Source organism: Actinosynnema sp. NPDC023587 (assembly GCF_040640215.1).
GTDB lineage: Bacteria > Actinomycetota > Actinomycetes > Mycobacteriales > Pseudonocardiaceae > Actinosynnema.
Genome location: NZ_JBFABG010000011.1, coordinates 128159 through 148753, shown reverse-complemented (window position 1 = coordinate 148753; position 20595 = coordinate 128159). Strand labels below are relative to the sequence as shown.

Below are 20595 nucleotides of genomic sequence, written 5' to 3'. Positions count from 1 at the left end.
CGCCGCCGACGATCGATTCGGCCGTGGCCGCGCGCCCGCGCAGAACGTGCGGACGAAGTCGAAAGGCTTTCGTGATAATTCTTCCGATTTTACTCGAAACAAGCTCGACACCGGACTCATGACCTCGCTCGCGGTGTCGAAGACGGACCCGGCGCGACACCGGGGATTGCGCGTCGCGCTGCTCGACGGGTTCCGGCTCACCGGGGGAACCGACGCCATCCCCCTTCCCGGCGGGGCCGAGCGGCTGCTCGCGTTCCTGGCGATGCGCCACCGGGCGGCCGGGCGGCTGCTCGTCGCGGGTTCCCTGTGGGCCGACGCGACCGGCGGTCACGCCTACGCCGCCCTGCGGTCGACGTTGGCCCGCCTGACCCCGGCCTGCCGGGCGGCGCTGCTGGTCACGCCGTCCAGCCTGGAACTCGCGCCCGGTGTGTCGGTCGACCTGCACGACGCCCAGGCGCTCGCCCACCGCTTGCTGGAGGCCGGTCCGCCGGCGGTGGCGGACCTGAGCCGGCAGGCGGTCGCCACCCTGTCGGCGGAACTCCTGCCGTGCTGGTACGAGGAGTGGGCCCTCGTCGAGGGCGAGGACTGGCGGCAACTCCGGCTGCACGCGCTGGAGGCGGTGGTGGCCGGACTGGTCCGGGCGAGGCGGTTCGGCGACGCCACGGCGGCGGCGGGCGTGGTCGTGCGCGCCGACCCGCTGCGGGAGAGCGCTCAGACCGCCCTCATCCGGGTGCACCTGGCCGAGGGCAACCGCTCCGAGGCGGTGTACGCGTTCGACCGGTTCAGCCGCCTGCTCCGGGTGGACCTGGGCCTGGCACCCACCCCGGAGCTCCGGGAGCTGGTCGGCCGGTCCGCCGACCGCACGACGGGTTCCGCCGCGAGGTGAGCAGGCCCCACCCGGTGCCGACGTCGCACGCTCACGGGGAGCGGCGCTCGGCAGGCTCGGGGTAGACGTCGTTGATCCCGTCGAGGGCTTCGTACATGTCGTCGAGCGAGAGCCGGGGCGCGTTGGGCGTCGGCGTCCAGGTGTGCGTGGCCACGTAGTAGCCGGACGACTCCCCGTCCGCCTCGCCGGTGACTCGCCGGGACGGCAACAGATCGGATAAGTGAACCATTTTCCCTCTTCTCGTCTCGACGCCCGACGAACCGGCTCCCCCGGAATCGACCGCTCTGCCCATCGGTTCGCCCGTCCGCGTCATGATCACATTTGTGACACATCCACGGCGGATGGTAGCACGCGAAAAAAAGCTTGTACACGCTAGTTCACATTCTTCGTCAGAAGGTATGAATACTCCCCCGTACGAATGAAGCATTGGTAACAAATACGCGTGGCGTTCAGCAGCGCGACCGCCACCGTGATCGCCCATCCGAGATCGGTGACCCCGAGCAGGGAATGACCGCCGGGGACCCGGGGCCACCCGTACCCCTCCGCCGCGGTCTTGTGCAGCAGGAACAGCGCGCTGCCGACCAGGGACAGCACGGCGGACGCGATGAGGCAGACGCGCGCCGACAGCGTGCCCTCCAGCAGTTTCCGGGACGGCGCGTCGAACCCGAGCCACGTCGCGGCCAGGGCGGGGAAGGCGAGGAGGAACGCGGGCGCGTCGGTGTCCGGCGCGGCGGTCCGCGAATTCACGTAGCCGACCAGCCAGAGGATCGCGAACGCGGCGAGGGCCGTCACCGTCGCGCGCATCACCGTCCCCGGCGGCACCTCGAAGAACCGCAACCGGAGCAACGGCCGCTCGCCGTCCTCCAGCGCCGGCAGGTACCGGCAGTAGAAGTGCGCGTGGGGTTGGCCCAGACGCCTGCGGAAACGGCAGTGGGGCAACGTGGGTGCCTTTTCCGCCTGGCGCAGCAGCACGCGGTCGAGACCGATGGTCTCCTGGCGGGCGAGGTAGAGGTCGTCCGGTGCGTGGACGTGCAGGTGGTAGCTCTCGCAGGTGGCCGCGTTGGCGATGTCGAGGTGCAGCGCGACCGGCCGGGCACCGACGAGCAACCGCAGGTAGCCCGCCGGTGACCGGTTCCGCCGGGCGGCCGACCCGCTCAGCCTCACCTCGGGCGTCAACGTCAGCCGGTACTTGAACCGGTGGCGCTTGGCGACCGGGCCGTCGACCGACGCCACGATGGCGAAGTTCCTGCTCAACTGCCGCACGAACAGGCCCGCCAGGTCGCGCGCGCCGGGGTTGGTGACCGCCAGCCGCTCGATCGCCTCGGCCCCGCTGAAGTCGGGCGCGGCCGGGCTCCGCGTGTCGTGCCGGTGCACGATGCACTGGAGCGCCAGCAGTTCCGCTTCCCCCGTGCTCACCGGCAGGTCGGTGCCGCGCGGCAGCCGGTGCGCGCTGAGCAGCAGGACGTGCAGCACCTCGGCGGTCAGGCTGAGGTACTGCCGGTAGGAGAGCCACTGCGTTTCGTCGCTGTTGCTCTCGTAGATGTGGAAGTCGTCGAGCAGGTCGCCCTTCTTGTTGATCACGACCGGCAGGTACACGTGCTCCTTGTTGTTCTTCCCCACCAGGCGCTTGGGGATGTCGATGTCGACCGTGGTCGACTTCTCCAGGGTCCGGCGTCCCGGCGTGTACTCCTCCACGATCCTGCGGCGGAACTGCTCGGGCCGCACCACGGCGGCGGCGAAGATCATCGCTTCGTGGGGTTTCAGGTCGTCGGACTTCCGCACCTCCTCGCGCAACGACCCGGCCCGGTCGGCGGGCACCTGGTGGAACTCGAACGGGTTCGCGGGCTTGGCCAGGAACGGCCCCCGGTGGAAGGTCCGGGTGTACACGCGGAGCACGACGTAGGTGCAGATCAACAACAGGGCGAGTACCGGCCATCCGCTGCCCGCGTTCGCCGTCACCGAGGAAACGGCCACCGCGTCGCCGATGGCCAAGAATAAGAGGAGCAGCACCGTCATCGTTTTCAGCACGTTTCTCACACGCCCTCACCCCGATCGGTCGCAGCGGCCGTTCCATTCGGCTGCATGTCGTCCCGCGATTCGGCCCTGTTAGCCGGGCAGCCGCCCGCCACCTGAGTGGAGCAGCGGACTTGAGGGCTTGTGCCGAGTCGTGGCCGTTTCGACTCGCGATGGTGACCGGATACCGACATTCGCGCGGCCGGCCCCGCGCATTGCGGTTCAATTTCCGAGTCTTTCTCAATAGCTGTCCGGGGACGGTGATCACCGCCGCCCCCGGCGACCGGACGGGGGGACGCCCGGAGGCACCGCGCGTCCGCAGGACCGCCTCGGACGGACGAAGCAAGGTAGTTGAGGAATCAATCAGCGGCGCGGGGCGTTCCCCCCGGTGTGAAGAAGATCGGATTCCTGTCCTTCGGGCACTGGTCGGACAGCCCGCACTCGCGGACCAGGACGGCCTCGGACGTGCTGCTGCAATCGATCGACCTGGCCGTCGCCGCCGAGGAACTCGGCGCGGACGGTGCCTACTTCCGGGTGCACCACTTCGCGCGGCAGCTCGCCTCGCCGTTCCCGCTGCTGGCCGCGATCGGGGCCCGGACCGAGCGCGTCGAGATCGGTACCGGCGTGATCGACATGCGGTACGAGAACCCGATGTACACGGCCGAGGACGCCGGGGCCGCCGACCTCATCGCCGGCGGCAGGCTCCAGCTCGGCCTGTCCCGGGGGTCGCCGGAGCAGGTGATCGACGGCTGGCGCTACTTCGGCCACCGGCCGGACGAGGGCGACACGGACGCCGACATGGCCCGCGCGCACACCGAGGCGCTGCTGACCGTGCTGGAGGGCGAGGGCTTCGCCCCGCCCAACCCGCGTCCGATGTTCCCCAACCCGCCGGGACTGCTGCGCGTCGAACCGCACTCGCCGGGGCTGCGGGACCGGATCTGGTGGGGTGCCGGCTCCAACTCCACCGCCGTCTGGGCGGCCGAGCGCGGCATGCACCTGATGAGCTCGACGCTGAAGAACGACGAGGGCGGGGCACCGTTCCACGTGCAGCAGGCCGAGCAGATCCGGGCGTTCCGGAAGGCCTGGTCGGCGGCCGGGTGGTCGCACGAGCCCCGCGTCTCGGTCTCGCGCAGCATCTTCGCGCTGACCACGGACCTCGACCGCGCCTACTTCGGCCACGACGGCGGCAGCACCGACAAGATCGGCTACATCGACGCCGACACCAGGGCCGTGTTCGGCCGCACCTACGCCGCCGAACCCGACGTGCTGGCCGAACAGCTCGCCGGGGACGAGGCGATCGCCGAGGCCGACACGCTGCTGCTGACCGTGCCCAACCAGCTCGGCGTCGACTACAACACCCACGTGCTCGACAACATCCTCACCCACTTGGCCCCGGCCCTCGGCTGGCGCTGACCGGGGAGGCGGGCGCGAGTCCGGGTCGGCCCTGGTGGTGCGCGTCACCCGTGACGAGATTGCCTGGTCGGGCTCCTGCGGGTGAAATACCCCCAGGGGGCCGGTCATCCCTCGGATGACGACCACAGGTGATCGAGGAGTGCGCGCGTGCTGATCCTGGACGAGAAGTTGGGCGACATCTACGACGAGGTGCTGCGGCGGAACCCCGGCGAGGATGAGTTCCACCAGGCGGTGCGCGAGGTGCTGGACAGCCTCGGACCGGTCGCCGCCAAGCACCCGGAGTACGCCGACGGCGCGGTCATCCGCCGGCTGTGCGAGCCCGAGCGGCAGATCATCTTCCGGGTCTCCTGGGTGGACGACTCCGGGGCCGTCCAGATCAACCGGGGCTTCCGGGTGGAGTTCAACTCCGCGCTCGGGCCGTACAAGGGCGGTCTGCGGTTTCACCCGACCGTGTACCTCGGGATCGTCAAGTTCCTGGGCTTCGAGCAGATCTTCAAGAACTCGCTGACCGGGATGCCCATCGGCGGCGGCAAGGGCGGCTCGGACTTCGACCCCAAGGGGCGGTCCGACGGCGAGGTCATGCGCTTCTGCCAGGCGTTCATGACCGAGCTGTACCGGCACATCGGCGAGCACACCGACGTGCCCGCCGGGGACATCGGGGTCGGTGGCCGGGAGATCGGCTACATGTTCGGCCAGTACAAGCGCATCACCAACCGGTACGAGTCCGGCGTGCTCACCGGCAAGGGGCTGACCTGGGGCGGCTCGCAGGTGCGCACCGAGGCCACCGGCTACGGCACGGTGTTCTTCGTCGAGGAGATGCTCAAGGTGCGCGGCGACTCGTTCGACGGCAAGAAGGTGGTGGTCTCCGGTTCCGGCAACGTCGCCATCTACGCCGCCGAGAAGGTCGAGCGGCTCGGCGGCACGGTGATCGCCTGCTCGGACTCCAACGGGTACGTGGTCGACGAGGCCGGGATCGACCTCGACCTGCTCAAGGAGATCAAGGAGAAGCGCCGGGCCCGCATCTCCACCTACGCGGAAGCGCGATCCGGTGCCCGGTACGTCGAGGGCGGGTCGGTGTGGGACGTCGCCTGCGACGTCGCGCTGCCCTGCGCCACCCAGAACGAGCTGAACGGCCGCGACGCCGCCACCCTGGTGAAGAACGGGTGCGCCATCGTCGCCGAGGGTGCCAACATGCCGTGCACCCCGGACGCCGTCCGCCTGTTCGCCGACGCCGGGGTCCTGTTCGCACCGGGCAAGGCGGCCAACGCGGGCGGTGTCGCCACCAGCGCCTTGGAGATGCAGCAGAACGCGTCCCGGGACTCGTGGAGCTTCGACCACACCGAACGGCGGCTCGCGGACATCATGCACGGCATCCACGACCGCTGCCTGGAAGCGGCGGACCTGTACGGCAAGCCCGGCGACTACCTGGCCGGTGCGAACATCGCCGGCTTCATCCAGGTCGCGAACGCGATGCTCGCCCTGGGTGTGATCTGAGCCGCCCACCGGGTGGTGGCTCTCCCGGTCCGGCGAGCCGGGTGACCCGGCTCGCCGGACCGCACCGGTGTCCCCGGACGGGGTGCGCGACCGCGCGCCGGGCCGGAGATCAGCCGTTGGCCAGTTTCAGGGCGATGCCCGCCCGGCTGGTCAGGTCCAGCTTGCGCAGCACCCGGCCGATGTGGTCCTCCACCGTCCTCGGGCTCAGGAACAGCTCGGTCGCGATCTGCTTGGTGGCCAGGCCGCGCACCACCAGGTCCGCGACCTGCCGCTCGCGCCGGGACAGGCCACTCGGCGTGGTCTGGCGGCCCGCCAGACCCCGTTGCGCGCTGGTGGTCTCGCGCAGCAGGGCGTGCGCGCCGGCGGCGTGGAACAGTTCGCGGGCCCGGCCGATGTCGCGGGTCGCCCCGTCGAAGTCGCCCGCCCGCCCCGCCGCCACCGCGGCGGCCAGGATGGCGCGGCCCCGGTGCAGGGGCATGGACGCGGTGGCGTACGCCGTGGCCGCCGAGGTGGCCTCGGCGGCGGCTCGCCGGTAGTCGCCACCGGCCAGCGCGCAGGCCGCGCGCACCAGCAGGGCCGCGGCGAGTCGGCCGCACAGCCCGGTGCGCACCGCCTCCTCCACGGCCTCGGCCGCGCGGTCCTCGGCCACCGCGACCTCTCCCCTGGCCAGGGCCGCCTGCGCCAGGTGGACCGGGTGGACGGGCAGCGCCGCGCCGGTGTCCCGCTCCGGCGGGCACTCGGCGGGCGGTCGCAGGTTCAGGTCGAGCGCGGCTTCCGCCAGGTGCTCCTCGACCATCCGGCACCACCAGCGCACGGACGGGCGGGGCACCCCGTCCACGGCGTGCCACGAGGCCACCGCGTCCGCGCGGTCCCCGGTGACCAACCGCACCCGCAACCGGATCGCGCGCGCCAGCGGGAGGAGGTCGCGGCGGCCGGAGTCGCGGGCGGTGTCCTCGGCCTCCGTTGCCGCGACGGCGGCGGCGTCGAGGTGGCCGAGCTTCCACAGCACGTGGGCGTGCGCGGTGTGCAGGTGCGGTAACGCCTGGGTCCGGCCGGACGCGCGGGCGACGTGCAGCGCCCGTTCGACCCGGGCGGCTCCGCGCCGGTCGTCGTCGAGCAGGTGGGCGCTCCAGTGCAGGGCGGCGGTGAGGTCGAGCACGTCGCGCAGCGCTTCGTCGGCGAGCAGGTCGAAGCAGTCGGCGGCGGTGCGGTGGCCGGTGCGGGCGTCGGCGACGCGACCGAGGAAGAGCAGGGCGAGGGTGCGCAGGGCGTGCGCGGCGGCGGCGTGGGCGGGTGCGGGTGTCGCGCGCAGGAGCAGTTCGACGCCTTCCAGCGCGCCGCCCGGGTCGCCGTCCGCCAGGCGCAGGGAGGCCAGTTCCAGGTGCAGCGCGGGGTCGCCGGCGGTGACGTGGGTGCGGGCGGCCTCTTCGAGCACGGCCCGCGCCCGCCGGGGTCTGCCCAGGTCGTGCTCGCACCGGGCGAGCAGCGACAGCACCCGGGGGTCGCCCGGCCGCAGCCACGGCATCAGCTCGGCCAGCCGCTCCCGGGCCTGCTCGGACCGGCCCGACACCGCCAGGGCGCGCGCGTGCAGCAGGGAGGCGTCGACGTGCTCCGGCCCGCCGCGCAGGCGCTCCGGCAGGTCGCGCAGCGCGGCTCCGAGCCAGCGGGCGCTCGTGGCGGGGCGGGTCGCCATGACGGCTTCGGCCGCCCCCACCAGTTCGCGCACCGCCGGCAGGTCGTGGTGGCGGTGCGACTTCTCCAGGTGGTACGCCCGGACCCGCAGCGGGGCGTCCCGCCCCCGCAGGTACCGCGCGGCGCGGTGGTGCGCGCCGACCTCGCGGGACGCCGGTGCGAGGCGGTGCGCGGCGGCGTGCACGAGCGGGTGCCGGAACCCCAGTCCGGTGTCGTCGGACACGAGGATGTCGCGGCGCAGCAGGCTTTCCAGCAGGTCGGTCACCTCGGCCTCGGGCCGGTCGCTGAGCACGCGCACGAGGTCCACGTCCACGGTGGTGCCGCAGTGCGCGGCGGCGCGGACGGCGGCGCGCTCCGCTTCGGGCAGGCCGGCCAGCTCGGCCAGGATCGGGCGCTCCTCGACCGCCATCGGCCGGTCGGGGTCGTCACCGGGACCGGGGTCGGCCGACGGCCAGGTGTGGGGCGGCAGTTCGGCCAGGGCGAGCAGGTAGCGCGGGATGCCCGCGCCCGCCGCCGCGATCCGGCCGCGCAGCACCGACCCGGTGCCGGGCAGCAGCTCGGTGATCTCGCCGTCGGTCATCGGCGGCACCGGCACGTACCGCGCCGCCGGGCCGGCCGCGAGCAGGGCGTGCACCAGCTCGGACGGGCAGCGACCGGCGCGCGCGGACAGCAGCAGGCGCAGCCGGCCGGGTCGGGCGCGGACCACGTCGGCGAGCAGCCGCCGGGTGGCCGGGTCCGCCAGGTGCACGTCGTCCACCACGAGCACACCGCCCTCGGCGGCCGAGAGCCGGACCGCCTCCGCGCCGACCGCGCCGCCCTCGGCGAACCGCGCGGGGACCGCGCTCCTGGCCGCGACCTCCGCCAGCAGCCGGGTGCGGCCGACACCGGGCGGCCCGGCGACCAGCACCACCCACGCGGGGTCCCCGACGAGGCAGTCCGCCACCTGGGCGGACCTGCCCACGAATCCACGACCGACCACAGCACAGCCCTCCCACCGATACCGTGTTTTCCCGGATGCTCGCCGCCCCCGCACCTGGTTGATTGACACCCGCACAGTACTGGGGGAAATAGCACGCGGCCCGGCCAGATTACTGGCGGGAATGTCTCGCGACCATCCGTGGACGGCCGCAGGGGCGTGCTCCATTCAGCCCAGATAGGCAGCAAATATAATGAGGGGGATCGGTGCACGCGGTCGACGCCACCCGTGTGGATGGCCCGCGACGCCAAGACAATGCCTGGTCAAGGCCTGTCCAGCGCGTCCGGCAACCGGAACTCCCAGCACCCGCGGGGCACCCTCGCCGGCTCCGCGAGGGCGCTCCTGACATTGGGTTTCCCTATCGCGGTACCCGTTCCGTCCGTTTTGCCGAACAGGCCGCAGAAGTGGTTCGGACGACTTTCGGCCGACCCCACCGGAAACTGCCGGAGAGAATAGTCTCAGGCTGTAACGGAAGGTGTGCGGAGGACGACGTGCGCGCGGGGCGGGTCCGATGAGCGCCGCCCGGCACGTCGTGGTGGTCGGGGCCGGCCTGGCGGGCACGCTCACCGCCGTGCACCTGGCCCGGCTGGGCCACCGGGTCGACGTCTACGAGCGGCTGCCCGACCCGCGCGAGACCGCGCGCGCCGGCGGCCGGTCGATCAACCTGGGCCTGTCCCAGCGGGGCATCGCCGCGCTGGCCGAGGTCGGGGTGCTCGCCGACGTGCTGCGCGTCGCCGTGCCCATGCGCGGCCGGGTCGTGCACCGGCACGGCGGGCAGCTCGCGTTCCAGCCCTACGGCACGGCCGAGGACCAGGTGCTGCGGTCGGTGCTGCGCGAGGACCTGGGCGACGCGCTGCTGACCGAGGCGGTGTCGCACCCCGAGGTGCGGGTGCACTTCGGCGTCCGCCTGACCGCGCTGGACCGGGGCGGCCACGACCGGCGGCCGGTGTGCCGGTTCACCGACGCGCAGGGCGTGGAGCTGGTCACCGAGTCGGACCTCGTGGTGGGGGCCGACGGCGCGTTCTCGGCGACCCGCGCGCACCTGGTGCGCGGCCTGCCCGCCGACCTCCACCAGAAGGCGTTGCCCTGGGGCTACAAGGAGTTCGCCATCCCGGCGGGACGTCCCGGCGACCTGCGCTGCGCGCCCGACGCGCTGCACGTGTGGCCCGGCGACGACGGCCTGGTGGTGGCGCACCCGAACATCAACGGGTCGCTGACGGCCACGGCGTTCCTCCCGCTGTCCGGTCCCGGGAGCATCGCGGAGCTGACCACGGAGGCGGCGGTCCGCGAGCTGTTCGACACGAAGTTCCCGGACGTGCGGGACCTCGTGCCGGACGTGGTCGAGCAGTTCCTGTCCCACCCGACCGGGCACCTGGTGACGGTGCGGGTCTCGCCCTGGCAGCACGAAGGCCGGGTCGTGCTCGTCGGCGACGCCGCGCACGCGGTCTACCCGTTCTACGGGCAGGGCATGAACTCCGCGCTGGAGGACTGCTCGCTGCTGCGCCGGTGCCTGGTCGGCCCGGACTGGGCGGCGGGGTTGCGGGAGTTCGAGCGGCTGCGCAAGCCGCACACCGACGTGCTCGCCGACCTGTCCGAGGAGAACTTCGACGAGTTGCGCGCCAAGGTCGCGTCCCCGCTGTTCCTGGCGCGCAAGAAGGCGGACCTGCTGCTGAGCCGGTTGTTCCCGGGCCGGTGGGTACCGCTCTACACCATGATCTCGCACACCGACACCCCTTACGCGGACGCACTGCGCCGCGCGTCGCGGCAGAAGGCCGCGCTGGGGTGGGCGGGTTCGCTGGCCGCGCTGGGCGCGGTCGTGACCGGGCTGGCCGCCGCGCGGCGTGGCCGTCGAAGAGGAGGCCGAGGCCGATGCTGACCCATCCGAGCGATCCCCGTCGCGTGCTCGTGGAGCGGAGCGACCTCGACCCGATCTCGCTGCCGCCGGAGCTGAGCCGGTACGAGATCCACCTCCGGGCGACGTTCGACTGGGGTCGGGCCTACCTGACCAACCCGCACCCGGACCTGGGCCGGCCGGGCAGCGTGTGCCCGTTCGCGTCCGCGTCGCTGACCCGCGACCGGTTCTTCCTGGCGGTGCAGCCGGGCAGCCCGACCGATCCCCTGGAGCCGGTCGAGACGCTGCGGTTCTTCCGCGACTGGTTCCTCGACCTCGCGCCGAGGTCCCAGCCGTCGGCGCAGATCACCTCGATCATGGTGCTGTTCCCCGACGTCCCGCAGCACGCGGCCGAGTCGCTGGTGGACGGCGTGCAGGCGCTGCTCAAGCCCGAGTACGTGAAGCAGGGCCTGATGATCGGCGAGTTCCACAACGGCCCGCCGGCCAAGGGCGGGCTGTGGAACGAGGACTTCCGGCCGCTGCGCAGCCCGGTCCCGATGCTCGCGCTGCGGCACATGGTCCCGACCGACTACCCGTTCCTGCGCGACGACCCCGAGCAGGTGCGGGTGTACCTGGAGCTGTTCGGCGACCAGGTGCCTGCGCAGTTGCGCGACCAGGTCGAGCGGGAACGGGTGGTGGGCGCGCCGTGACCACCTTCCCCTGCTCCCCGGGCCAGGAGCGGCTGTGGCTGCTCGACCGGCTCGAACCGGGCTCGCCCGCCTACAACGTGCCGGCCGCGCTGCGGCTGACCGGACCGCTGGACGTCGACCGGCTGCGGTCGGCGTTCGAGGCGGTGGTGCGCCGCCACGCCGCCCTGCGGACCGTGCTGCGCGAGCACGACGGCGTCCCGGTGCAGGTGGTGCGGGACGAACCGGTGTTCGGGTTCGCCTGCCGGCCGGTGGCGGCCGACGTCCTCGCCGAGGTCGACGCCGAGATCCGCGCGCCGTTCGACCTGGCGGCGGGGCCGCTGCTGCGCGTGCTGCTGCTGCGCGAGGACGCGCGGTCGCACGTGCTGGTGGTGACGGTGCACCACGCGGTGTCCGACGGCTGGTCGATGTCGTTGCTGCTGGACGAGCTGAGCCTGGTCTACGGCGGCGGGCAGCCGGCCGAGCTGCCCTCGCAGTACGCGGACTTCGTGGCGTGGCAGCGCGACCACCTGGCCGGCCCGGAGGGCGTCGAGCTGCTGGAGCAGGTCGTCGCCGCGTTGCGCGGCGCGCCGGACTTGATCCTCCTGCCCACCGACCGGCCTCGGCCGGAGGTGGCGACCGCCGCCGGCGGGCTGCACGAGTTCGACTTCCCCGCCGAGCTGACGTCGGCGGTGCGGGAGCTGGGCGACAAGGTCGGCGCGACGGTGTTCATGACGGTCCTGGCCGCCTACCAGGCCCTGCTGTGCCGCTACAGCGGGCAGGACGACGTGGTGGTGGGCACCGTCGTCGGCCAGCGGTCCCAGGTGGACACCGAGCGGTTGATCGGGTTCTTCGTCAACACCGTCCCGGTGCGGGTCGGGCTCGACGACGACCCCGCGTTCGCCGAGCTCCTGGAACGCGTGGTCGACGCGCTGGTCGACGCGCTCGGCGCGGCCGAGGTTCCGTTCGAGCGGGTGGTGGAGGCGGTCCGCCCCGAGCGCAGCCTGGCGCACTCCCCCGTCTACCAGGTGGGGTTCAACGGGCACGGCGCGGGCGGCGGTCCGCCCCGGCTGGCCGGGCTCGACGTCACCGGGTTCGACGGTGCCCACACCGGCACCGCCAAGCTCGACCTCATGCTCGGCGTGCGCGAGGAAGACGGCGTGCTGCGGGCCTACCTCGAATACCGCACGGACCTGTTCGACGCCTCGACCGTCGCCGGCTTCGCCGCGAACCTGGTGGCGTTCCTGACCGCGGTGACGGCCGACTTCCAGCTCCGGGTGGGCGAAGTGCCGCTGCCCGCGCCGGCGTGGACCGACGCGGTGCTGGAACTGCCCGACGTGGTCACCGCCGCCGAGCTGGTGCGCTGCTCCGACCGGCCCGCCGTGGACGGCACGACCTACCGCGAGCTGAACGCGCGGGCCAACCGCCTGGCGCACGCGCTGCGCGCGGCCGGTGTCGGCCCCGACGTGCCGGTGGGGCTGTGCGTGCGGCGGTCGGTGGAGACCGTCGTGGCGCTGCTGGCGGTGTGGCGGGCGGGCGGCGCGTACGTGCCGCTGGACCCGGAGTGGCCGGCCGAGCGGCTGGCGCACGTCGTGGCCGACGCCGGGGTGCGCCTGGCGGTCGTGGACCGCGAGCACCCCGTGCCGGGCGTGGCGACCGTGGACGTCGACGGGGACCACCCCGGGCCGGACACCGCGCCGGAGGTCGACCTCGCGCCGGACAACCTGGCGTACGTCATCTACACGTCCGGCTCGACGGGACGGCCCAAGGGCGTGGCGGTGCCGCACCGGGGCGCGCTGAACGCGCTGTGCGGGTTCGCCGACCGGCTGGGTGTCACCGAGGACGACGTGTGGGCCGCCGTCACCGCGCTGTCGTTCGACATGTCCGTGCGCGAGCTGCTCGTGCCGCTGATCCGGGGCGCGCGGGTGGCCGTGGTGGGCGGTGACGACCTGGTCGAGCCGGCCCGGCTGTCCGCGCGGCTGGCGCGGGTCGGTGCCACGATCGTCCAGGCCACGCCGACGCGCTGGCGGATGCTGCTGGTGTCGGGCGGGGTGCCCGCGTGCGTGCGCGAGCGGCTGTCCGGCGGCGAGGCCCTGGACCGCGGGCTGGTCCGGGCGCTGTCGGCCGGCGGTGCCCGGGTGTGGAACGTCTACGGCCCCACCGAGGGCACGATGATCGTCTCGGCGCACGCCGTGCCGCCGGGCGACGGTCCGCCGGCGCTGGGTCCGGCACTGCCCAACACCCGGCTGCGGGTGCTGGACCGGGCGCTGAACCCGGTGCCGCCCGGTGTCGTCGGGCAGGTGCACATCGGCGGCCCCGGTGTGACGCGCGGCTACGCGCACCGGCCCGCGCTCACGGCGGGCGCGTTCGTGCCCGAGCCGGGCGGCGGGCGGCTCTACGCCACCGGTGACCTGGCCCGCCGGCGGCCCGACGGGCTGCTGGAGTTCCTCGGCCGCGCCGACCACCAGGTCAAGGTGCGCGGGCTGCGGGTGGAGCCGGGCGAGGTCGAGGCGGCGTTGCGCACCGCGCCGGGCGTCGCCGACGCGGCCGTGGTGGCGTGGCCGGTGAGCGCGGACGACCTGCGCCTGGTCGCCTACGTCGTCGGACCGGCGGAACCGGAGTGGCCCCGCCTGCGGGAGCACCTCGCGGCCCGGCTGCCCGCCGCGATGGTGCCGGAGGTGGCGGTGTTCCTCGCGGCGCTGCCGCTGACCAGGACCGGCAAGGTGGACCGCCGGGCGCTGCCCGCGCCGGACCCGGCGGCCGGCCGGGTCGTGGACCGGGTCGCCCCGCGCGACGAGGTGGAGCGCGTGCTGGCCGGGCTGTGGGCGGACGTGCTCGGGCTCGACGACATCGGTGCGCACGACGACTTCTTCGCCCTCGGCGGGCACTCGCTGCTGGCCGCGCGGCTGGTGGCCAGGGTGCGCGAGCGCTTCGCCGCCGACCTGTCGCTGCGCGCCCTGTTCCAGGCGCGCACGGTCGCCCGCCTCGCCGACGTGGTGCGCGCCGCCGACCGGGTCGCCGCCGTGGCGGTGCCGCGACGGGCGGGCGGCGGACCGCTGCCGCTGCTCGCCGCCCAGCGCCAGCTCTGGTTCCTGGACCGGCTCGGCGCGCGGGACGGCGTCTACACGATCTCCCAGTCGTGGCGGTTGACCGGTGTGCTGGACCTCGACCGGTTCCGGGCCGCCCTCGGCGCGGTGGTGGACCGGCACGAGGCGCTGCGGGCGGGCTTCCCCGAGGTCGACGGCGAGCCGGTGCAGGTCGTCGCCGAACCCGGTGTGCCGCCCGAGGTGTCGCTGGTGGACCTGCGCCGCGACGACCGGATCGGCCTGCGGGCCGACGCGGCGGTGGCCGCCGAGCTGCGGCGGCCGTTCGACCTGGCCGCGCCGCCGCTGGTGCGCGCGCTCGTGGTCCGCACGGCCGACACCGAATCGCTGCTCGTGCTGACGCTGCACCACATCGTGGCCGACGCGGTGTCGGTGGGCGTGCTGCTGCGCGAGCTGGGCCGGTGCTACCGGGGCGAGGAGCTGCCGGACCCGCCCGTGCAGTACGGCGACTACGCGGTGTGGCACGCCGCGCAGCCGTTGGAGGCCGGCGAGCGGTACTGGCGCGACCGGCTCGGTGACGCGCCCGCGCTGCTGGAGCTGCCGACCGACCGGCCCCGGCCGCCCGCCGAGTCCTTCCGGGGCGACGGGTTCCCGTTCCGCCTGTCGCGCGAGCGCGCCGACGAGGTGGCCGCGTTCTGCCAGGCCCGGGGGCTCACCGCGAACACGGTGCTGCTCACGGCGTTCACGCTGCTGCTGGCCCGCTACTCCGGGCAGGACGACATCGTCGTCGGCACCCCGATGCGCGACGAGTCGGTCCCGGGGGTGGAGCGCTCGGTCGGCATGTACGCCAACACCGTGGCGGTGCGCACCCGGCTGGCCGGCGACCCGACCGCCGCCGAGGTGCTCGGCGCGGTGCAGGACGCGTGCGTCGGCGCGATGGAGCACCAGCGCTACCCGTGGGAGCTGGTGGCGCGCGCGCTGCGGCCCGCGCGGGACCTGAGCCACAACCCGGTGTTCCAGGTGATGTTCGTGCTCAACACCGCGGGCGACGGTCTGGACCTGCCCGGTGTGCGCGCGGACTGGCTCGACGTCCCGGTGTCCACCGCCCGGTTCGACCTGACCCTGGCCCTGGCGACCGCGCCGGACGGCATCGAGGGGCGGCTGGACTACGCCACCGACCTGTTCGACCGGGCGACGGCGGCGCGGCTGGCCGGGCACTACGACCGGCTGCTGGGCGAGCTGCTCGCCGGGGCGGACCGCCCGGCCGGCGAGCTGTCCCCGCTGACCGGGGAGGACCTGCGGTGGCTGCACGGCGGTGGCCACCCGGGACCGGTCGCGCCGCTCACCGACGGCACCCCCGTGCACCGGTCGATCACCGCCCAGGCGCGGCGGACGCCGGACGCTCCCGCGATCGGCGACCTGTCCTACCGGGACCTCGTGCGCGGGGCCAACGGTGTGGCGCTGGCGCTGCGCGACCGGGGCGTGCGGCGGGGTGACGTCGTCGCGCTCGGCCTGCCGCTGGGCGAACACGCCGTGGTGGGCCTGCTCGGCGTGCTGCTCGCGGGAGCGGCGTACCTGCCGCTGGACCCGGGGCACCCGGCCGCGCGGCTGGCGGCGCTGCTCGCCGACGCGCGGCCCGCCGCCCTGGTGACGTCGAAGGCGCACGCCGCCGCGTTCGAGGCGTCCGCGCTGCTGGTGGACGACGTCGCGCCCGCCGACGACGCGCCGGAGGCGCGGGTCGGACCGGACGACATCGCCTACGTCATCTACACCTCGGGCTCGACCGGCGCGGCGAAGGCCGTCGCCGTGCGCCACGGACCGGTGGCCGAGCTCGCCGAGTCGTTCCGCCGCCTGCACGGGTTCGGCCCCGGTGAGCGGGTGCTGGTGCTCCCGCCGCTGACGTTCGACGCCGCCGCGGGCGACATCTTCCCCGCCCTGGTCTCCGGGGCGGCGCTGCTGCCGTGGGCCGACCCGGCGGCGCTGACCGGGCCGGGCGTCGTGGAGCTGTGCCGCGAGCGCGGCGTGACCATGGTGGACGCCGCGTCGGCGCTGTGGCAGAAGTGGACCGCCGAGCTGGTCGCCGAGGACGTCCGCGTCGATGGACCGCTGCGGGTGATGATGGTCGGCGGGGAGGGCGTGCCGCTCGCCGCCGTGCGCGCGTGGGCCGGGCTGACCGACGGCCGGGTGGAGCTGCACAACCACTACGGCCCCACCGAGGCCACGGTGTGCGCGACGACCTACCGCACGGTGGACGGTGCGGAGCTCGGCGATCGCACGCACCTGCCGATCGGGCTGCCGCTGCCCCACGCCCGCACGTACGTCGTGGACGCGGCGCTGCGCCCGGTGCCGGCCGGGGTGCCGGGTGAGCTGTGCCTGGGCGGCGACACCCCCGCGCGCGGCTACCTCGGCAGGCCCGGGATGACCGCGGAGCGGTTCGTGCCCGACCCGTTCTCCCCGACGCCGGGCGCGCTGATGTACCGGACCGGGGACCTGGTGCTGCGCCGGGAGGACGGCGCGCTGGAGTTCCTGGGACGGGTGGACCGGCAGTTGAAGCTGCGCGGCCACCGCATCGAGCCCGCCGAGGTGGAGACCGCGTGCCGCCGGTGCCCCGGGGTGCGCGACGCCCTGGTCGTCGCCCGCGACGGGCGGCTGGTGGCCTACCTGGTCGGCGACTCCGGGACCGACCGCGCGGCGGTGCGCGCGGCCCTGCGGTCGGCGCTGCCCGGCTACCTCGTGCCCGACGCGCTCGTCGTGGTGGCGGAGTTGCCGTTGACCGGCAACGGCAAGGTCGACCACGCGGCGCTGCCCGCTCCCGAGGAGCGGGCCGACGGCGCGGTGCACACCCCGCCCGAGCCCGGCACCGAGGAGGCCGTGGCCGCGATCTGGTCGGCCGTGCTGGGCCGCGACGGGATCGGCCGCGACGACGACTTCTTCGCCCTCGGCGGCCACTCCCTGCTGGCGGGGTCGGTGACGGCCGGGGTGCGCGCGCGGTTCGGCGTCGAGCTGCCGGTGCGGGTGCTGTTCGAGGCGACGACCCTGGCCGCGTTCTCGGCGGCGGTCGAGGTGCGGTTCGACCCGGCCCACGTCGAGGACGGCCACGGCCCGGACCTGGCGTCCGAGGCGGCGCTGCCCGCCGACATCCGGCCCCGCGCCACCCCCGACGAGGTGGTCGCGGCGGTCGGGCGGGCGGTGCGCGCGCGGACCGCGTTCCTGGTCGGCGCGACGGGCTTCCTCGGCGGGCACCTGCTGGCCGACCTGCTGCGCCACTCCCCCGACCTGGTGGTGCGCTGCCTGGTGCGGTCCGGCGGCCTGGACCGGATCGAAGCCAACCTGCGTTCGCACGAGCTGTGGCAGGACGGGTTCGCCGACCGGGTCGTCCCGGTCGCGGGCGACCTGTCGGAGGAGCGCTTCGGGCTGTCGGAACGGGGTTTCGCGGCCCTGGCCGAGGGGCTCGACGTGATCTTCCACTGCGGCGGCGAGGCGAACTTCGTGCGCCCCTACGCCCACCTGAGGCCGGGCAACGTGCTGGGCACGATCGACGTGCTGCGCCTGGCGTGCCTGGGCGGCGCGGTGCCGACGCACCTGGTGTCGACGCTGGGCACCTACCCGCTGGACCGGCCCGCCGTGGTCACCGAGCGCGACGCCCCGGACGACCCCGTCGGCCTGACCCGGGGGTACGAGCGCAGCAAGTGGGTGTCGGACCGGTTGGCCCGCCTCGCCCGCGCGGCGGGGCTGCCGGTGACGGTGCACCGGCCGGCCCGGGTCACCGGGGACAGCCGGACCGGGATCGGCCCGGTGGGCGACCGGTTCGCCAACATGCTGCGCACCGTGGTCGTGCTCGGGTCCGCGCCGGTGGAGGACTTCGCCGACGAGGAGGACATGGCCCCGGTGGACCACGTGGCCGCCGCCATCGGCTCCCTGTCGCGCACCCGCGCCGGGTACGGGGCGGACTTCCACTTCTACAACCCGCGCACCATCCGGTTCGGCGAGGTCGTGGCCGTGCTGCGGGACTTCGGCTACCCGGTGCGCGAGGTGCCGTTCGAGCGGTGGCACCGGGAGCTGACCGACGCGGTGGCCCGCGACGGCGACCCGGCGCTGGGTGCCATCGCGGCCGTGGTCGACCCCGACCCGACACCGCGCCGCACGGTCTTCGACTGCTCGCACACCGAGGCGGTGGTCGGGCGGCCGTGCCCGCCGGCCGACGCCGCGCTGCTGCGCCGGTACCTGGGCCACTACGTCCGCACCGGCCACCTGCCCGAACCTGAGCCCCGGGAGGGCCGATGAACAAGACGATGGGCATCCGCGGGTTCGCCCTGCTGTGGACGGCGCAGTTGATCTCGATCGTGGGGTCCGCGCTGACCGGGTTCGTACTCGGCGTGTGGACCTACGAGCGCAGCGGCTCGGCCACCCAGTTCGCCCTGATCATGCTGTCGGGCGCGGTGCCGGCGGTGCTGATCGCGCCGTTCGCCGGGGCGATCACCGACCGGTTCCACCGCCGCCACGTGCTGGTCGCGGCGGACGTCGTGGCCCTGGCCTCGGTCGGCGCGCTGGCGGCGCTGATCGGCACGGGCGGCATGCAGGTCTGGCACATCTACGTCGTCACCGCGCTCACCGCGATGTGCGGCACGGTCCACCAGATCACCTTCGGCGCGATGATCCCGCTGCTGGTGCCCAAGGAGCACCTGGGCCGCGCCAACGGCCTGTCGCAGGTGGTGTTCAGCGCGCAGATCGCCGCGCCGATCGCGGCGGGCGGGCTGCTGGCGTTCGCCGGGCTGCACGGGGTGATCCTGGTCGACGTGGTGACGTTCGGCGCTTCGCTGCTGGTCGTGCTGCTGGTGCCGCTGCCCGCCGGTGCGGTGCGGGCGGCCGGGGTGGAGCCGGGCGGGCCGTCGATCTGGCGGCAGGTGCCGGCGGGCTGGGCGGAGCTGCGCCGCCGGCCGGGCATGACCGGGCTGATCGCGGTGCTGGGCGGCTTCTACTTCTGCTTCGGCCTGGCGGGCACGCTGATCCGGCCGCTGGTGCTGTCCTTCGCCAGTCCCGCCGAGCTGGGCTTCCAGGTGTTCGCGGGCGGGGCCGGGCTGTTCCTCGGCAGCCTGGTGATGGGCGCGTGGGGCGGGCCGAAGCGCCGGATGCGCGGGATCGCGCTGTTCATGGTCGCCGGCGGGATCGGCATGGCCGTGCACGGCCTGGCACCGTCGCTGGCGCTGGTGATCGCGGTGGGCCCGTTCTTCCTGTTCACCCTGCCGGTGATCACGGGCACGGCGCAGACGCTGCTCCAGACCAAGTCGGACCCGGCGAACCTCGGCAAGGTGCTGGCCACGTCGCGGGCGGTCTCCCAGGCCGCCGGCCCGCTGGCCTACATCACCGCCGGCCCGCTGGCGGACGGCGTCTTCGAGCCGTTGATGCGGGCGGACGGCGCGCTGGCCGGGTCGGTCGGCGCGCTCATCGGCACCGGACCCGGTCGCGGCATGGCGCTGATGTTCCTCCTGTCGGGCGCGCTGCTGGTCGTCCTCGGCGCGATCGCGGCCCGGCCGGGCCTGCGGCGCGTGGAGGACCTGCCCGACCTGGTGGCCGAGGGCGAGCCGGAGGCTTCCCGGCAGGACACCCCCGGAGAAGACATCGCAGGAGAAGACATCGCACGAGAAGACATCGCAGGAAAAGGCACCGCAGAAGGCACCGCAGGAGACACCGCGGGGAAGGGCACCGCGCCGGTCGCGGTGGAGGAGCCGGTGGCCGCCGCCGCCGGTGGAGAGGAGCGCCGCAAGTGACGACCTTGGAGACGGCCGTCCACGTCCGCGTGGTGGCCGCCGACCCGTTCCTGAGAGCCGGGCTCGAAGCCGCCCTCTCGACCGCACCGGGGCTGGCCCTGGCACCGGGCGGGATCACCGTCCTGGCGTCCGACGACATCGACGGCGACGCGCTGCGCGCGATCGAGTCCGCCGAGGGCGCGGTGGTGCTGGTGACCCGGCAGCGCGACGCGGCGGCGGCGGTCCGCGCGCTGGGCGCGGGCGCGTGCGCCGTCCTGCACCGCGACCGGACCGGCCCGGACACGCTGGTCGCGGCGGTCCGCGCCGCCGCCACCGGCCACGGGACGCTGCCGCCGGGCCTGCTGGACGACCTGGTGCGGATGCGCGCCGAGACGCCCTCGCTCGACCCGCGCGAGCAGGCGGTGCTGCGGATGGTGGCCGACGGCCACGAAACCGCCGAGATCGCCACGGCGCTGTCGTACTCGTCGCGCACCGTCAGCGCGATCGTGCACGACATCACCCACCGGCTGCGCCTGAAGAACCGGGCGCACGCGGTGGCCTACGCGCTGCGCCAAGGGCTCATCTGACCCACCGGTGCGGCGGCCCGCTCTAGATGAACCCGTTGCGCACGGCGTACGCGGCGGCGTGCGCGCGGTTGCGCACGCCGAGCCTGGTCATCAGGTCGTGCAGCGTGTTGCGCACGGTGTGCTCGGACCACCCCGTCTCGGCGGCGATCTCCGCGTTGCTGTGGCCGTCGGCGACGAGGGCGAGCACCCGGATGTCCCGGTCCGACAGGTCGGGCGTGGCGGCCAT

At 74.3% G+C, this 20595-nt stretch carries 12 protein-coding genes; 8 read left to right on the top strand and 4 right to left on the bottom strand.

The window, feature by feature from the left end; translation table 11 throughout:
• Positions 1-118 precede the first annotated feature (118 nt).
• A complete protein-coding gene (locus AB0G01_RS26100; RefSeq protein ID WP_360950088.1) occupies positions 119-886 on the top strand; it encodes a BTAD domain-containing putative transcriptional regulator in 768 nt (255 codons plus the stop codon).
• Positions 887-917: 31 nt separating this feature from the next.
• On the opposite strand, the gene AB0G01_RS26095 is transcribed toward AB0G01_RS26100, so the two are convergent.
• Both AB0G01_RS26095 and AB0G01_RS26090 read right to left on the bottom strand, forming a co-directional pair.
• Positions 918-1115, bottom strand: coding sequence for a hypothetical protein (locus AB0G01_RS26095; protein WP_360950085.1), 198 nt, complete (start codon positions 1113-1115; stop codon positions 918-920).
• A 143-nt stretch (positions 1116-1258) separates the two neighbouring features.
• A complete protein-coding gene (locus tag AB0G01_RS26090) occupies positions 1259-2902 on the bottom strand; it encodes a hypothetical protein (RefSeq protein WP_360950082.1) in 1644 nt (547 codons plus the stop codon).
• A gap of 387 nt (positions 2903-3289) precedes the next feature.
• Here AB0G01_RS26090 and AB0G01_RS26085 point away from each other — a divergent pair, with 387 nt between their 5' ends.
• Both AB0G01_RS26085 and gdhA read left to right on the top strand, forming a co-directional pair.
• A complete protein-coding gene (locus AB0G01_RS26085; protein ID WP_360950079.1) occupies positions 3290-4312 on the top strand; it encodes an LLM class flavin-dependent oxidoreductase in 1023 nt (340 codons plus the stop codon).
• 150 nt (positions 4313-4462) lie between these two features.
• The gene (gdhA, locus tag AB0G01_RS26080; RefSeq protein WP_360950432.1) at positions 4463-5806 is read left to right on the top strand and encodes an NADP-specific glutamate dehydrogenase; all 1344 of its coding nucleotides are present in this window, start codon (positions 4463-4465) and stop codon (positions 5804-5806) included.
• Between the two features lie 109 nt (positions 5807-5915).
• Here the strand turns inward: gdhA and AB0G01_RS26075 are convergent, their stop codons facing one another.
• Positions 5916-8459, bottom strand: coding sequence for a LuxR C-terminal-related transcriptional regulator (locus AB0G01_RS26075; protein ID WP_360950076.1), 2544 nt, complete (start codon positions 8457-8459; stop codon positions 5916-5918).
• Between the two features lie 526 nt (positions 8460-8985).
• Here AB0G01_RS26075 and AB0G01_RS26070 point away from each other — a divergent pair.
• The 5 genes from AB0G01_RS26070 to AB0G01_RS26050 are packed head-to-tail and all read left to right on the top strand — an operon-like array spanning position 8986 to position 20369.
• A complete protein-coding gene (locus tag AB0G01_RS26070; protein WP_360950073.1) occupies positions 8986-10350 on the top strand; it encodes an NAD(P)/FAD-dependent oxidoreductase in 1365 nt (454 codons plus the stop codon).
• Positions 10344-11015, top strand: coding sequence for a DUF6875 domain-containing protein (locus AB0G01_RS26065; RefSeq protein ID WP_360950070.1), 672 nt, complete (start codon positions 10344-10346; stop codon positions 11013-11015). Before AB0G01_RS26070 ends, AB0G01_RS26065 begins: the two co-directional genes overlap by 7 nt.
• The gene (locus AB0G01_RS26060) at positions 11012-18319 is read left to right on the top strand and encodes an amino acid adenylation domain-containing protein (RefSeq protein WP_360950067.1); all 7308 of its coding nucleotides are present in this window, start codon (positions 11012-11014) and stop codon (positions 18317-18319) included. The genes AB0G01_RS26065 and AB0G01_RS26060 overlap by 4 nt, the downstream gene beginning before the upstream one ends.
• Complete coding sequence (locus AB0G01_RS26055) at positions 18316-19803, top strand: MFS transporter (protein WP_360950064.1); 1488 nt, start codon at positions 18316-18318, stop codon at positions 19801-19803. Before AB0G01_RS26060 ends, AB0G01_RS26055 begins: the two co-directional genes overlap by 4 nt.
• A complete protein-coding gene (locus tag AB0G01_RS26050; RefSeq protein ID WP_360950061.1) occupies positions 19800-20369 on the top strand; it encodes a LuxR C-terminal-related transcriptional regulator in 570 nt (189 codons plus the stop codon). Before AB0G01_RS26055 ends, AB0G01_RS26050 begins: the two co-directional genes overlap by 4 nt.
• 22 nt (positions 20370-20391) lie before the next feature.
• On the opposite strand, the gene AB0G01_RS26045 is transcribed toward AB0G01_RS26050, so the two are convergent.
• The gene (locus AB0G01_RS26045; protein ID WP_360950058.1) at positions 20392-20595 is read right to left on the bottom strand and encodes a helix-turn-helix transcriptional regulator; all 204 of its coding nucleotides are present in this window, start codon (positions 20593-20595) and stop codon (positions 20392-20394) included.